This is a genomic window from Arthrobacter sp. Leaf69 (genome assembly GCF_001422645.1).
Classification (GTDB): domain Bacteria; phylum Actinomycetota; class Actinomycetes; order Actinomycetales; family Micrococcaceae; genus Arthrobacter.
In genome coordinates this window covers 283315-298407 of the sequence record NZ_LMLR01000012.1, presented here as the reverse complement: position 1 = coordinate 298407, position 15093 = coordinate 283315, and the positions used below count along the sequence as shown (strand labels likewise).

Sequence of the window (15093 nt, the reverse complement as noted above, 5' to 3'; positions counted from 1 at the left end):
CGTCAGCCGGGCGGGAACTCCGCGCCGAGCGCCGAGAGAACCCCGAAGGCCTTGGTCCGGATTTCCTCGTACTCGTCCTGCGGCGAGGAATCGGCCGTAATCGCCCCGCCCACACCGAGGCTGAGCCCGGTGCCACCGCCGGGCCGCTCCGCGAGCACCAGGGTGCGGATCGCCACGGCCAGGTCGGTGGCGCCGTTGAGCGAAAAATAGCCGATCGCGCCGGAGTAGACCCCCCGCGGCGCGCCCTCCAGCCGGTCCAGGATGGCCATGGTGCTGACCTTGGGGGCGCCGGTCATGGAGCCGGCGGGGAAGCACGCCGCGACGGCCTCGGCCCGCGGCATCCCGGGCCTGAGCCTGGCATCGATGGTGCTCACCATCTGGTGGACCGTGGCGTAACTTTCGATCGCGCAGAGCCGGCTGACCGACACCGTGCCGGGCACCGCGAAATGGCTGAGGTCATTGCGCAGCAGGTCAACGATCATGATGTTCTCGGCCCGGTCCTTCGGGGAGGATTCGAGTTCCTGCCGCAGCAGCGCGTCCCGCGCCGGGTCCGCGTCCCGGTGCCGGGTGCCCTTGATCGGCTCGGCGCGCATCCGGCCGTCGGCCGCGATCCGCAGGAACCGCTCGGGCGAGGTGCTCGCCACCGTGAGGTCCCCGAAGCGCAGATAGCTGGCGAACGGGGCCGGATTCCTCCGGCGCAGCGCCAGGTAGGCCTGCCGGGGGTCCAGGGCGGAAGCCGGAAGTTCTGCTGTCAGGGCGGTGGTCAGGCAGACCTCGTAGGTGTTGCCTTCGGCGATCTGGTACTGGGCCTCAGTGATTTTGGACTTGTAGGCGACCTCCGAGTCCCGTGCGGTGAAGGCCGGGGCAGTGCCAGTGCCAGTGCCAGCGCCCGCGCGCGGGGCGGACGGTTCGAGGCCGCCGCATGCCCCGGTGACGGCGGTCCGGGCGGCCCCGAGCCAGTCCCCGGCGTCGGGGGTGTCCAGCGCCAGCAGCCAGACCGCCTGCTCCACATGGTCCAGCACCACGGCGCGCCCGGCGAACAGCAGGCAGGCATCGGGGGACTCGGCCGTGACGTCGCTGCCGCCGGTCTCGCGTTTGAGTTCGTAGCCGAGGTAGCCGAGCCAGCCCAGGGTGAACTCGCAGGGGTACCCCTCGGGGCCGCGGACGGCGCGGCCGCCCCAGACGCCGTCGAGCCACCGGAAGAACGGCTCCTCCGTCGTGACAGCGGCGTTGCCGACCGTCACCTGGGTGCTGCCCGCAGTGTGCCGGACCGACTGGCCGAACGGGCCGCCGTCGTCGGCCAGGATGCTGAACCGGCTCCGTTCCGCCGCGGCGCCTTCGTCCGGCGGCAGGGACGAGTCGAGCCAGACGGCGTTGGCTGAGCGGCCGTAGAGGGACTCGAACAGCCGGGCAGGGTCCGGCGCGGCTGTGATCCGTTCGGCGCGGAGCTCCAGGCCGCGGCGGGCGGCGAGTTCCGGGAGCATCACCGTGGTCAGCGCCGGCAGGTACTGGAGGGCCTGGAGCACTTCCGCCGGCGCGGCGCCGTCGGCCAGGTTGAGCACGCGGACATCGGCCTGGGCCGGAACGTCGTCCACGGCCAGCCACTCCTCTTCCTGGGCGGCCCACTCATCCCAGTACGGTGCGTAGCTGTCGCCGTCCCGGGCCAGGGCCCTGCTGCGCCGGTCGTGTTCGGGCGAATCGGCCCAGATGACCGCGGACAGGTAGGGACGGGCTGCCGCAGCGGCCGCACCCACGCCTTCCACCAGGACGATCTCGGCGGGCCGGGTGGTGCGGGTCTCGCCGTCGTAATGCGCGTTCCAGTCCCAGCTGACCCATTCGGCGGGCTCGCCGCGGTGCAGCGGGGCCAGGACCGTCGAGGCGTAGCGTTCGACGCCGGCCGCGAGCCCGTTCCAGCCGGGGTAGATGTCCTCGAGGTGAAAGAGGGACACCTTGTGGTGCTCGCGGAGCCGTGCCGCCAGTTCGATCGCCAGGGTGGTCTTGCCTGCGCCGGATCGTCCGTCGATGGCGATGATGACGGGTGCAGGACTCATGAAATAGAGCGTACCGGCTGCCCTGCATTGGGTTGATCACTGCCGCCCGGTCGCCGGAGCACGGCGAGCTCGGCCTGGACGTGCGCCACGATCCCGGGAAGTGCCGCGTGGATCAGGTTCCAGGTGACGTCGAAGTCCGCGTGGCCGCCGTACCAGGGGTCTTCGATGCCCTGGTCGAGGGGGTCCTTGCCCGCGACGGCGGGATCGAAGCTGCGCAACATCCTGATCTTGGCCAGGGACTCGCGGTCCGGCGCCGCCTGCTGCAGCCAGCCGAAGTGGTCCACGTCCAGGGCGAGGATGAGGTCGCGGCTGTGGAACCAATCCGTCCGCCATTCGCGCGCCACATGCTGGTCCGAGGGGATGCTGTGGGCGGTGAGCTTGCGGGCGGCCCGCGGGTCAATCGGCCGGCCCACCTCGTAAGCCGTGGTTCCGGCTGAATCCACGACGGCGCCGGCCAGGCCCGCGGCGGCCATTGCCTCCGCCAGCATCAGTTCAGCCATCGGCGACCGGCAGATGTTGCCGGTGCAGACCGCGATGATCCGGTACTGGTCCGGCGGTGAGGTCCTCGGCGGTGGGGTCCTCGGCGGTGATGTCATAGTGCAATCATGAATCATGCGGTTTCCCCTTGGCTAGTTTCCGGACCGTGAACATTACAAGCTTGTCACACTTGTATTCTGCACCTGTCACGCGGGGGCTGTGGCCGGGGCGTCAGTGGATCAGGGCCAGCATCACACCGACGGCCATAAACAGCACGCCGAATGTCCTGTTGAGGATCCGCTGTCCGCGGGCATCGTGCGTGAAGCGCTGGAAGGACTTGGCCGCGGCCGCGAAGAAGAACCACATCACCAGGATGTCGATGACCACCACGGTGGCTGACAGGACCAGGTACTGCGGCAGCAGCGGATCCTCCGGGCGGATGAACTGGGGCATAAAGGCCAGGAAGAACACGATCGCCTTGGGGTTCAGCAGGTTGACCCACAGGCCGCGGCGGAACATGGAGAGGCCTGGCTCATTGCGCAGCGCGGCCGCCTTCTCCTGGTCCAGATCGGGTTTGTGCCGGAACTGCTGGATGCCCAGGTAGACAAGGTAGGCCGCGCCCGCGTAGCGGATCGCGTTGAAGGCGACCGGCGAGCTGGCCACCAGGACGCCGACACCCAGGGCCACGATCACAACGTGCACGATCAGTGCCGCCTGCTGCCCCAGGATTCCCCAGATGGCGCGCCGGAAACCGGAGTTCAGCGAGTTGCTCATGGTGTTGATGGCGCCCGCGCCGGGCGTGAAGCTGATCAAGACGCCGGCGCCCGCCAGGGCCAGCCAAAGGGAGGGTTGCACGGAGCCAGTTTACGGCCGCGGGCGGGAGGAGGTTCCGGCAGGAGGGACATAGTCGTGTCACATTCCGCGCGGCACCGGCTTGGTGGGGGTGCAGTTCAGGCCCGGGCGATGACTTCGCCGTTGGGGATCAGGAACCAGCCGTCGTCCGTGGAGCCCCAGCGGTGCCAGCCGGCCGAAATCCGGGCCAGGTCGGCGGCGTTGGCGAAGCCGTACTCGAGCGCCTGGTCCGCGAAGGCCGAGTGCAGCACCCGTTCGCCCCACACCCGGGCCTGCCAGCGGCGCTGCTGGCCGGTGGCGTACAGCCAGTTGCTGCTGGAGGGTGCGACGTCGGTGAACCCGGCGGACTGCGCCCAGGAAACCAGGCGGCGGCCGGCGTCGGGCTCGGCCCCGTTGCGGCGGGCAATCCGCTGGTAGAGCTCCATCCATTCATCCAGCTCGGGGACGGCCGGGTACCAGCTCATGCCGTGGAAATCGGCGTCGCGCACCGCCACGATCCCGCCGGGTTTGGCGACGCGGCGCATTTCCCGGAGGGCGGCGACCGGGTCCGTGAGGTGCTGCAGCACCTGGTGGGCGTGCACGACGTCGAACGTTTCGTCGTCGAAATCGAGGTCGTAGATGTTGCCGGCGACAAACTCGACGTTCTGCACGCCGCGCTCGGCTGCGAGGGCGGCAGCGTGGCTGATCACCTCGGGCGAGCGGTCCAGCCCGGTGACTTTCCCGGGGGAGACGAGTCCGGCGAAGTCGCACGTGATGCTGCCCGGCCCACAGCCGACGTCGAGCACCGAGACTCCGGGCGTGAGGTGCGGGACCACGAAGGCCGCGGAGTTCTCCGCCGTCCGCGAGGCGTGGGCGCGGACCACCGACTCGTGGTGGCCGTGGCTGTACACATCTTCAGGCTGCTGCGCACTCATAATGAAACGCTACCGCCACGCGCCGGCAAATCAGCGGAAGCGGGGGAAGCGGCCGGGCGGAAGACGGCAGGATTTTATGCGTGCCCGTCTGTTTTGCCGCTTCTGCCCGCGGCCGTGGTGCGGATGATTAGAGGAGTGAACATCAACAGCAGCAAGCAGGCAGGGCTCGGCCTGTTCCGGGCGACCGGTATCTACGTCGGGGCGATCCTGGGCTCCGGCATCCTGGTCCTCCCGGCGATCGCCGCCAAGGAAGCCGGCCCGGCGTCGCTCCTGGCCTGGACCCTGCTGCTCGTGTTCTGCACCCCCGTGGCCTTCAGCTTCGCGGAGATGAGCCGCCAGCAGCCCGACGCCGGCGGAATCGCCCACTTTGTGACCCGTGCCTACGGGCGCCGCGCCTCGGCCGTGGCCGGCTACCTTTTCTACTTCGCCATTCCGTTCGGCGCTCCCGCGACAGCCGTCATCGGCGGCAACTACATCGCCCACGCCCTGGGCGGCGGGCGCGGGACGGCGTTGCTGGCCGCGGCGCTGCTGCTGGCCGCCGCGTTCGGATGCAACGCTGTCGGGATCCGGATGTCCAGCGGCATCCAACTGGTGCTGATGGTGCTGCTGGTCGGGCTGCTGGCGCTGGCGGTCGCCCTCGCCGCGCCGTTCGCCAGGGCCGAGAACTTCACGCCGTTCGCGCCGCACGGCTATTGGGCCGTGGGCGGGGTGGCCAGCCTGCTCTTCTTCTGCTTCGCCGGCTGGGAGGCGGTCACACACCTTGCCGGGGAATTTCGCAATCCGGAACGGGACCTCAAACGGGCCACCTGGCTCACTCTGGTTGTGGTCGGCGTGGTGTACATCGGCGTCGTCGCAGCCTCGGTCGCCGTACTGGGCCCGGCCCTCCCCGGCAGCGACGTGCCCATCGCGCAACTGCTCGAAAAGGGACTCGGCGGACTCGCCGCCCCGCTGACCGCCGTCGCCGCCGCGGTGCTGACCTTCGGCCCGATCAACACCTTCGTCGCCGGCGCCAGCCGGCTGGGGGCGAGCCTGGCGTCCGACGGCGTGCTGCCGCGGTCCCTCGCGCGGGGCACTGGCCCGGGCCGGGTGCCCGCAGCCAGCCTGGGGCTGCTGGCCGCGATGACGTTCCTGTCCTTCGGGGCGGCCGCGGCCGGGCTGAGCAACATGCAGTTCCAGATCGGGGCGGCATCGGCCTGCTTCACCGCCGTGACGGCGTTTGGCCTGGTGGCCGGGATCCGTTTGCTGCCCGCCCGGACGGCGGCCTGGTACGGCGTTATTGTGGCCGCCGTTGTGATGCTGGCCGTGCTGCTCTTCAGCGGCTGGGCGCTCGTGGTCCCCCTGGGCCTGGCCGCGGCCGCTGTCTGGGTGGGCCGGCCGGCGGGTTGGGCGGGCCGGAGGGGGCTGCCGGCGGTCTGGGCGGGCCGGAGAGGAATGCGGGCGGGGCACCCGAAGACGGCAGTTACGGCAGGTCAGCTGGAGACGGTGCCGTCTGCTGCGCCGCCTCCTGCCCGGCCCTGACCGTCGCCTCGATCATCGACGCCATGAACCGGGTGGCAATCTCCAGCTCCTCCGGGGTGAATTCGGCCATCGCGGCGTCCATGTGGCGGGCCAGCGGCAGGAACATGGCGCCGCCGTCGCGGTAGGCCTTGGGGGTCATCCGTAGCTGGACCTGGCGGCGGTCCGTGCCAAGCCGTTCCCGGACCACGTGTCCGGACTTATACAGCCGGTCGATCAGCGCCGTCGTGGCGGGGGAGCTGAGGTGGAGTTCCTTGCGGAGCACCCCGGGTGTGACGATCTGGTTCCGCGCGGTGTGCTGCATGATCACGGCCAGGGCGTTGAGGTCCGTGCGGTGCATGTCGTTGCGGCCGCCGGCGGAGTCCACGTAGCGGTTGGCTTCGAGGCTGAACTCCTGCAGCAGCCGGACCAGCGGCGGCGGCCCGGACGCGTCGGGGCGGCCCGAGGAATCAACTGTCACGGTGCACCTCCCTCTATCCTGTCGCCTGTGTCGCCGCAGTTGGTTGCGCCTCCCGGAGTTTACTTCAGCGCCACCGGGCATCGGACCCGGGGGCGCCCGCGATGTTCCTAAGATCGGATCCGCGAGTACCCCCACGCCTTTATCTCTGCCTTTATCTCCGCGCTCTATATCTCCATCATGGAGATAGTCTATGATGGACTCAATTCTACTCCTCCCAGGCAATCACCAGAAGGAACCATGAACACGACCCCACGATCCGGTGCCCGCGTCCCCTTCTGGCTGCGCTGGCTGGTTCCCGTCCTGCTCGTCATCACCTGGCTTGCCATCGCCGGGATCGGCGGACCCACCTTCGGCCGGCTGGAAGAGGTCTCCTCAAACGACCAGGCGTCCTTCCTCCCGGCAGGGGCCGAGGCCACGGCGGCCCAGGACTGGCAGGCCAAGTTCCGGGACACCAACGAGATCCCCGCCGTCATTGTCATCGAGAGCGACACTGCCTTCACCCCGGCCCAGCTGGGTGAGGTGGCAGCCCTCAAGGGAAATCTTGAGGCGTTGGATGCGGGCAGCACTGTCATCGGCCCCATCCCGTCCGAGGATGGCAAAGCCGTGCAGTTCGTCGTCCCGATCGATGCGGCCGGCGAAGTGAAGGAAGTTGTCGCGGAACTCCGCGACGAGGTGCAGGCGTCCGCCCCGGAGGGCATGCAGACCTTCGTGACCGGCCCGGCCGGGCTGACCGCGGACCTCGTCAGCGCCTTCGCCGGCATTGACGGCATCCTGTTGCTCGCGGCCCTCAGTGCGGTGTTCGTGATCCTGCTGATTGTCTACCGCTCGTTGCTGCTGCCGATTGTCGTCCTCTTCACCTCGGTCTTCGCCCTGTGCGCCGCCATCCTTCTGGTCTTCGGCATGGCGAAACTGGGCTGGATCCAGCTCAACGGCCAGAGCCAGGGCATCCTGTCCATCCTGGTGATCGGTGCCGCCACGGACTACGCGCTGCTCTACGTGTCCCGGTTCCGTGAGGCGCTGACGCACAGCACCAACCGCACGGCCGCCGCACTGACGGCGTGGAAAAATTCGTGGGAACCCATCGTTGCTTCCGGCGCGACGGTCATCATCGCGCTCCTCTGCCTGCTGTTCTCCGATCTCAACTCCAACAAGGCCCTCGGCCCGGTAGCCGCCGCGGGCATCCTCTGCTCGCTCTTCGCCGCCCTCACCCTGCTGCCGGCGCTGCTGGCACTTTTGGGCCGCGCCGCGTTCTGGCCCTTCCTCCCCAGACTGCTCCCGGAGACTGAACGCGAGCCTGCAATTGTCACCGGCCTTGAGGGGCAGAAGGGCCTGTGGCGCGCCACCGGCTCCCTCGTGTCCCGCCGGCCCCGGACCGTCTGGATCGCCTCCGTGCTGCTGCTCCTCGTGGCCTCGGCCGGCGTCCTGCAGCTCAAGGCCAACGGCGTCCCGCAGACCGATGTCATCCTCACCGCCTCCAACGCCGTCGACGGCCAGGACGCCCTGGCCCGGCACTTCGACGCCGGCACCGGCAGCCCCGCCGTGATCGTAGCCGACGAAGCGAAGGCGCAGGAAGTGCTGGAACAGACCAAGGCGACCGACGGCGTCGGGGACGCCTACCTGCTGGCCGACGGCGGCGTGCCGATCACCGGCGCGCCGGCTGCTCCCGGCGCTCCCGCGGCCCCCACGGAACCGGCGGTGCGGGACGGCAAGGTCCTGATCAACGCCACGCTGAACTTCGCCGCGGACTCCAACGAGGCGGAAAACGTCGTGGTGGCCCTCCGCGAGGGCCTCAAGAAGATCGACGACGGCGCGCTGGTGGGCGGCGTGACCGCCACTGCCCTGGACACGAACACCACCGCCCAGCGTGACCTCGTCACCATCATCCCGGTGGTCCTCGCGGTCATCCTCGTGATCCTTATGATCCTGCTGCGTTCCTTGCTGGCACCGGCCCTGCTGGTCGCCTCGGTGGTCCTGTCCTACGGCGCCGCACTGGGGGTTTCCGCCTACGTGTTCAACAACGTTTTCGGGTTCCCGGGCGCCGATGCCACCGTGCCCCTCTTCGGGTTCGTCTTCCTGGTCGCGCTGGGGGTGGACTACAACATCTTCCTGATGAGCCGGGTCCGGGAGGAATCCCTGAAGCACGGCACCAGGCCCGGCATCCTGCGCGGCCTGGGCGTCACGGGCGGGGTGATCACGTCCGCCGGTGTGGTGCTCGCGGCCACCTTCGCGGCCCTGGGCGTCATCCCCATCATGTTCCTGGTGCAACTGGCCTTCATCGTGGCCTTCGGGGTCCTGCTGGACACCATTGTGGTCCGGTCCCTGCTGGTCCCGGCCCTGGCCTACGACATCGGCCCCCGGATCTGGTGGCCCAGCAAGCTGGGACGCCCCGAGGCGGATGCTGCCGCCCGCACCCTGCCTGCCGCGCCGGAAACCGCGGAGGCAGGCATCCGCTAGCCGGAACGCCGCTCGTCGGAACGCAGTCCGCAGCCGTCGTCATTGTTCCTGGTCCCCCCACCAGGCAACCGTGGCGGCGGCTGCCTCCGTGAGCGGGGTGGGCTGCAACCCCAGGGCGGCTTCGCTCGCCCGCGAATCCATCACAAACGGGCGCTCGAACTGGTAAAGGGTCTCCGCCAGTTCCCGCGTTGCGGGGGAGAACATGCCCATCGCACGCAGCGCCCAGCCCGGGACGGCGGACACACGCGGCGCCCGGGCGCCCGCAGCCGCAGCGAACGCCGCGGCGATCTCCCGCTGGCTCAGCGCGGGGCCGGTCGGCGCGTGCCACACCGTGTTCCACAGGGTGCGGTCCTGCGCGGCCACGATCATGGCGGCGGCCAGATCCGGCACGTACGTGAAGGAGTGCGGCAGTCCCGCATTGCCGATCACCATCAGGGACTTGCCCGCCAGCACCGGTTTCACCATGCGCTCGCCGGCATGCGCATTGCGGACCCTGGGGCCGAAGAAATCGCCTGCGGCCACGCTCACAGTGTCCGTTGCGGACGCCGCCCGGGCCTTCAAGAGTGCGGTGCGGACACCGCGCTTTCCTCCCTGTGCCTCGCGCGGACCCTCTTCGGTCATCGGCCGGTCGGGCTCGCTGTACGAATACAGGCTCTCCGGGAAGACGACGACGGCGCCCGCCTCGCCGGCCGCGGCCAGGACGGCCTGCTCGGCGCCGGGCAGTTCCGCCGCCCACACCTTCGCGCTGTACTGCGAGCCATGGATGCAGTGGAACACGGCCGTGGCGCCGCGGAACAGCCCGCCAAGCCGTGCCGGGTCCGACACGTCCACGGCCTGCTTCTCGATCAGCGGGTGATCGGGCCCCTTGCCGGATCGTGTCAATACCCGCACCCGGCGGCCCGCCGCAGCGAGCTGTTCGGCAACCGTCCAGCCCACCGGCCCGGCTCCGGTGACAACAAACAGGCCCAAGGGCCGGGCTTCCGGGGATTCGAACTGGGACACGGGATTCTCTCTTTCGCTGGTGGGCGCCGGCAGGGCTGCCGGGCAGACTTCGCCATCCCCGGATGCCCTCGTGCGACTTGAGAGCAGTGCTCTCTGATTACAGGATGCGACCGCCGCTGGCGAAAGTCAAGAGCAGTGCTCACATTTGTTGACACTGCTCTGTTTTGTGAAAGGCTGGGTCAGTGCCACAGAACCCCAGCGCCCCGTCCCGGAAGCCGCCCACGCCCCGCGAGCGGGCCCGGGCCCGGACCATCGACGACATTGTCCGCCTCGGCCGGGAGCATCTGGCCCTGCACGGGGCTGCCGCGCTGTCGCTCCGGGCTGTGGCCAGGGACCTCGGCGTCGTCTCTTCGGCGATTTACCGCTACGTGGAAAACCGGGAAGAGTTGCTGACCCTGCTGCTCATTGATGCCTACGACGAGCTGGGCGACGAAGTGGACGCCGCGGTGGCAGCCCGCCCCGAGGCTGATTTTTCCGGCCGGTTCAGCGCACTCGGCGTTGCAGTGAGGCGTTGGGCGCTGCGCGAACCGGCCCGCTACGGACTCCTCTTCGGCAGCCCTGTGCCTGGATACCGGGCGCCGGCCGAGCGGACAACCGGACCGGGCACGCGGGTCATTTACGCATTGATGGCGCTCCTCGACGGCGCCTACCGCGCGGGCAGGCTGGCTGCGCGCGGCGGGCAGGCCGCCGTCGTGCCGCCGCTCGCCGCTGACCTGGGGCGCATCCGCCGCGATATGGGACTGGCCGTGCCTGACATTCTGCTGGCGCGTGGCGCACTCGTGTGGACTTCCCTGTTCGGTGCCATCAGCTTTGAGGTGTTCGGTCAGTACGGCGCAGACACCTTCGCCGCTCCGGATGAGCTCTTCGCGCACCATCTGGCCGCGCTGGCGGACCTCGCAGGCCTTGGCCCCTCGGCGGACCCGGCCGGAGGCCGCACGGAATAGCCGCACGGAATAGCCGCCCGGAATAGCCGCCCCCAAGTGGCCCCGGGTGGGCTTTCCTCACCCCCTGTTGCCTCCCGCCGGTGCTCGATAGACTGCCACTGCGCCTGCCTGGGCGCGCCGAGGCTTCCAGGAAGGATCCAAACATGTCCGAAAACAACGAGTTTGATCGCAAGGCGGCTGAAGCCGACGTCGACGCCGCCGAGGGCCAGTATGTCGAGGGAGACTACGGCACGGCGGGCACGGCCGGGAAGAATCCGGCAGAAGCCGTGGAAGGCGAATACCCCACCGGCGACTACGGCGCGGCGGGCACCGCCGGCACCACCGCCGTCGGCGCAGAAGAGGGCGACTACCCCGAGGGTGACTACGGCGCAGCGGGCGGCACCGGCGCACCGCCGGCTGCCGCAGAAGAAGGGGAGTACCCCGAAGGCGACTACGGAACTGCCGGGGCCGCCGGAACCGACCGCTAGCGGCGGGCTTCGCGCACAGCGAACAGGGCGGCGTCCCAGGCGTTGCCGCCCTGCCATGCCCGGAAATCCGGGAAAGAATACCTCTCCGAGAGCGCTCCGTGACGCCCGAAATTCATAGTTGAGTCCACTTCGCTCAACTTTGAATTGACTTTGAAACGGCCCTGAGTAAAGTTGAGTGCAGATCACTCAATATCGGCCGGACCTCCCGCGGTCCGCAGCCATCTCAGCAAGTTTCCAAGGAAAGAAGGAAGCAACACATGTCACGTGCAGTAGGTATCGACCTCGGAACCACCAACTCCGTCGTCTCCGTTCTCGAAGGCGGCGAGCCCACCGTCATTGCCAACGCCGAGGGTGGCCGCACCACGCCGTCGGTTGTTGCCTTCTCCAAGTCCGGCGAAGTGCTGGTCGGCGAGATCGCAAAGCGCCAGGCCGTCAACAACATCGACCGCACCATCGCTTCCGTCAAGCGCCACATGGGCACCGACTGGAGCGTCGCCGTCGACGACAAGAAGTACACGGCGCAGGAAATCTCCGCCCGTATCCTCATGAAGCTCAAGAACGACGCCGAGTCCTACCTGGGTGAAAAGGTCACGGATGCCGTGATCACCGTCCCCGCGTACTTCAACGACGCCGAGCGCCAGGCCACCAAGGAAGCCGGCGAAATCGCGGGCCTCAAGGTCCTGCGCATCGTCAACGAGCCCACCGCGGCTGCCTTGGCCTACGGCCTGGACAAGGGCAAGGAAGACGAACTCATCCTCGTCTTCGACCTCGGCGGCGGAACCTTCGACGTCTCCCTCCTCGAGGTGGGCAAGGACGAGGACGATTTCTCCACCATCCAGGTCCGCTCCACCGCAGGCGACAACCGCCTCGGCGGCGACGACTGGGACCAGCGCGTTGTCGACTACCTGCTGAACCAGCTCAAGGTCAAGGGCATCGACCTCTCCAAGGACAAGATCGCCCTGCAGCGCCTCCGCGAGGCAGCCGAGCAGGCGAAGAAGGAACTCTCCTCCTCCACCAGCACCAACGTCTCCCTCCAGTACCTCTCGGTCACCCCCGACGGCCCGGTGCACCTGGACGAGCAGCTGACCCGCGCCAAGTTCCAGGACCTCACCAAGGACCTGCTCGAGCGCACCAAGAAGCCGTTCCACGACGTCATCAAGGAAGCCGGCATCCAGCTTTCCCAGATCGACCACATCGTGCTCGTCGGCGGTTCCACCCGTATGCCGGCCGTCTACGACCTGGTCAAGGAACTCGCAGGCGGCAAGGAACCGAACAAGGGCGTTAACCCGGATGAGGTCGTCGCCGTCGGCGCCGCCCTGCAGGCCGGTGTCCTGAAGGGTGAGCGCAAGGACGTCCTCCTGATCGACGTCACCCCGCTGTCCCTCGGCATCGAAACCAAGGGCGGCATCATGACGCACCTGATCGAGCGCAACACGGCCATCCCGACCAAGCGGTCCGAGACCTTCACCACGGCGGACGACAACCAGCCGTCCGTGGCCATCCAGGTCTTCCAGGGCGAACGCGAGTTCACCCGCGACAACAAGCCTCTGGGCACCTTCGAGCTGACCGGCATCGCTCCGGCCCCGCGCGGCGTGCCGCAGGTCGAGGTCACCTTCGACATCGACGCCAACGGCATCGTCCACGTCTCCGCGAAGGACAAGGGCACCGGCAAGGAACAGTCCATGACCATCACGGGCGGGTCCAGCCTCTCCAAGGAAGACATTGACCGCATGGTCAAGGACGCCGAGGAGCACGCAGCAGAGGACAAGGCCCGCCGCGAGGCCGCCGACACGCGCAACACCGCTGAGCAGCTGGCCTACTCGGTGGACAAGCTGATCGCCGACAACGCCGAAAAGCTGCCGGAAGAGGTCAAGACCGAGGTCCAGGCCGACGTCGACGCGCTCAAGGCCGCCCTCGAGGGCACCGACGACGCCGCTGTGAAGACCGCGTTTGAGAAGCTCCAGGCTTCCCAGACCAAGCTCGGCGAGGCCATCTACGCCCAGGCAGGTTCCCCGGACGGCGCCACCGGCGCCCAGGGTGCACCCGCCGGTGAGCCGGCGGCCGGCACCGACGAGGACATCGTCGACGCCGAGATCGTTGACGAAGACGAGAAGAAGTAATCATGCCGCACCACGGTAACGAAGAAGAGCACGGTTCTTCCGAGAGCCGTCGCGACGCCGCCAATCAGGAAGGCGAGCCGCAGAAGCCGATCATCCACGACAACCGCAAGGTTGACCCGAAGACCGGCCAGGCCCGCCACCCCGACCAGGAGCGCGCTGCCGGGGAAGCGGATTCCAGGGACGCACTGTCCCAGGCGGAGGACATCCTCAACAGTGTTGAGGTGCCGGCCGCGGAATCCGTGGCCCAGGGTGTCGACGGCGCGGAGGCGGAAGAGCTCAGGAATGATCTCCGCCGCCTGCAGGCCGAGTACGTCAACTACCGCAAGCGCGTCGAACGCGACCGCGCCGTGGCAGGGGAGATGGCCGTCATCGGCGTCCTGAACTCCCTGCTCCCGGTCCTGGACGACGTCGACGCCGCCCGCCAGCATGGTGACCTCACGGACGGACCGTTCGCCGCGATCGCCGCGAAGCTGGAGAACGCGCTGAAGACGTACGGCCTGGTGCGCATCGATGAGACCGGCGTGGAGTTCGACCCCACGATCCACGAGGCCCTCATCCAGCAGCCCGGCCCGGACGTCGAGATCGACACCGTCAGCCAGGTCCTGCGCTCGGGCTACAAGTCCGGAGACCGCGTGCTCCGCGCAGCACAGGTCATCGTGGCTGTGCCGGCGTAGCTACCTCCACGCCTCCGCGGATGAGGGGGCCCCGCCCCTACGCGTGGTGGCAAAGTCCTAACGGACTTTGCCACCACGCTCCGGCAGGCCCGATGCCACTCCCGGGCCCCCTCATCCGCTCCGGCGTTCAGCGGTAGTCTCGCCTTAACTCTTTGTAATTTGAAAGGAAACGCCATTGGCTAGCCAGGACTGGGTGGACAAGGACTTTTACAAGATCCTTGGAGTCGCCAAGGACGCTTCCGACGCCGACATCAAGAAGGCCTACCGGAAGCTCGCGCGGCAGCACCACCCGGACACCAACGCGGGGAACGCCGCTTCGGAGAAGAAGTTCAAGGACATCTCCGAGGCCTACTCCGTGCTCTCCGATCCCGACGAGCGCCAGCAGTACGACGCCATCCGGGCCATGGGCGGCGCACGGTTCGCCCCCGGCGGAGGCGGCGGCGGCGCCAGCGGCGGGGCTGGCTTCGAAGACCTCTTTGGCGGTCTGTTCACCGGCGGCAGCGGGCGCCACTCCGGTGGCTACAGCACGGCCGGCGGCATTCCGCCGGAGTTCGCGGACCTCTTTGGCGGAGGTGCCGGCGGCTTCGGCGGCGGCCAGTCGTTCCAGCGGGCCCCGCAGAAGGGCGCGGACCGGACCGCGTCCACCTCCATTTCCTTCGCCGGCTCCATCCGCGGCACCACCATCGGCCTGCGTGAACCGGACGGCGAAGTCATCGACGTGCGCATCCCGGCCGGCATCAAGGACGGCCAGAAGGTCCGGGTCCGCGGCAAGGGCCAGTACGGTCCGGCCGGCAACGGGGACCTGATGGTCACGGTCTCGGTTAAACCGCATGACTTCTACGTCCGCGACGGCGACAACCTCCGCATCCACGTGCCGGTGACCTTCCCGGAGGCGGCCCTGGGCGCAGACATCGAGGTTCCCACCATCGACGGCGACAAGGTCAAAGTACGGGTCCCGGCCGGCACGCCGTCGGGCCGCACCCTGCGGGTCAAGGGACGCGGCGTCAAGCACGCCAAAGCCACCGGGGACCTGCTGGTGACCATCGACGTCGCCGTCCCGCGGAAGCTGAACAAGGACGCCGAAGCAGCCGTCAAGGCCTTCTCCGCGGCCACCGCCGGCGAGGACGTCCGCGCCGAACTGGCAGCCAAGGCCCGGCTCTAGG

Annotated in this window: 13 protein-coding genes; 7 read left to right on the top strand and 6 right to left on the bottom strand. The window is 68.7% G+C overall.

The window, feature by feature from the left end; all coding sequences use genetic code 11:
* Positions 1-2: 2 nt before the first annotated feature.
* The 4 genes from ASE96_RS12715 to ASE96_RS12700 form a co-directional block, all read right to left on the bottom strand.
* Positions 3-2051, bottom strand: a complete 2049-nt coding sequence (locus ASE96_RS12715; protein WP_056430824.1) for a chorismate-binding protein — start codon at positions 2049-2051, stop codon at positions 3-5.
* Positions 2048-2647 carry a low molecular weight protein-tyrosine-phosphatase gene (locus ASE96_RS12710; RefSeq protein WP_056430821.1) on the bottom strand — a complete coding sequence of 200 codons (600 nt, stop codon included), beginning with the start codon at positions 2645-2647 and terminating at the stop codon, positions 2048-2050. Before ASE96_RS12710 ends, ASE96_RS12715 begins: the two co-directional genes overlap by 4 nt.
* A gap of 112 nt (positions 2648-2759) precedes the next feature.
* Positions 2760-3383, bottom strand: a complete 624-nt coding sequence (locus ASE96_RS12705; RefSeq protein WP_056430820.1) for a LysE family transporter — start codon at positions 3381-3383, stop codon at positions 2760-2762.
* 95 nt (positions 3384-3478) lie between these two features.
* Positions 3479-4294 (bottom strand): methyltransferase domain-containing protein, encoded by an 816-nt coding sequence (locus tag ASE96_RS12700; protein ID WP_056430817.1) that lies wholly within the window; start codon positions 4292-4294, stop codon positions 3479-3481.
* 135 nt (positions 4295-4429) lie between these two features.
* Here ASE96_RS12700 and ASE96_RS12695 point away from each other — a divergent pair, with 135 nt between their 5' ends.
* Positions 4430-5812 (top strand): APC family permease, encoded by a 1383-nt coding sequence (locus ASE96_RS12695; protein WP_235500245.1) that lies wholly within the window; start codon positions 4430-4432, stop codon positions 5810-5812.
* Here ASE96_RS12695 and ASE96_RS12690 read toward each other — a convergent pair.
* A complete protein-coding gene (locus ASE96_RS12690; RefSeq protein ID WP_056430814.1) occupies positions 5754-6269 on the bottom strand; it encodes a MarR family winged helix-turn-helix transcriptional regulator in 516 nt (171 codons plus the stop codon). The two genes, ASE96_RS12695 and ASE96_RS12690, sit on opposite strands and share 59 nt — an antisense overlap.
* 237 nt (positions 6270-6506) lie before the next feature.
* Here ASE96_RS12690 and ASE96_RS12685 point away from each other — a divergent pair, with 237 nt between their 5' ends.
* Positions 6507-8723, top strand: coding sequence for an MMPL family transporter (locus tag ASE96_RS12685; RefSeq protein WP_056430812.1), 2217 nt, complete (start codon positions 6507-6509; stop codon positions 8721-8723).
* Positions 8724-8762: 39 nt separating this feature from the next.
* Here ASE96_RS12685 and ASE96_RS12680 read toward each other — a convergent pair whose 3' ends face one another.
* A complete protein-coding gene (locus ASE96_RS12680) occupies positions 8763-9686 on the bottom strand; it encodes an NAD-dependent epimerase/dehydratase family protein (protein WP_056431035.1) in 924 nt (307 codons plus the stop codon).
* A 221-nt stretch (positions 9687-9907) separates the two neighbouring features.
* Here ASE96_RS12680 and ASE96_RS12675 point away from each other — a divergent pair, with 221 nt between their 5' ends.
* The 5 genes from ASE96_RS12675 (at position 9908) to ASE96_RS12655 (ending at position 15092) form a co-directional block, all read left to right on the top strand.
* Complete coding sequence (locus ASE96_RS12675; RefSeq protein WP_056430809.1) at positions 9908-10669, top strand: TetR/AcrR family transcriptional regulator; 762 nt, start codon at positions 9908-9910, stop codon at positions 10667-10669.
* A 143-nt stretch (positions 10670-10812) separates the two neighbouring features.
* On the top strand, positions 10813-11136 hold the full coding sequence (locus ASE96_RS12670) for a hypothetical protein (protein WP_056430807.1): 324 nt from the start codon (positions 10813-10815) through the stop codon (positions 11134-11136).
* Between the two features lie 257 nt (positions 11137-11393).
* Positions 11394-13256: a molecular chaperone DnaK gene (gene dnaK, locus ASE96_RS12665; RefSeq protein ID WP_056430804.1), complete on the top strand. Its 1863-nt coding sequence runs from the start codon at positions 11394-11396 to the stop codon at positions 13254-13256.
* 2 nt (positions 13257-13258) lie between these two features.
* The gene (locus ASE96_RS12660; protein WP_056430801.1) at positions 13259-13930 is read left to right on the top strand and encodes a nucleotide exchange factor GrpE; all 672 of its coding nucleotides are present in this window, start codon (positions 13259-13261) and stop codon (positions 13928-13930) included.
* Positions 13931-14105: 175 nt separating this feature from the next.
* Positions 14106-15092, top strand: a complete 987-nt coding sequence (locus ASE96_RS12655; protein WP_200913049.1) for a DnaJ C-terminal domain-containing protein — start codon at positions 14106-14108, stop codon at positions 15090-15092.
* Position 15093 lies beyond the last annotated feature (1 nt).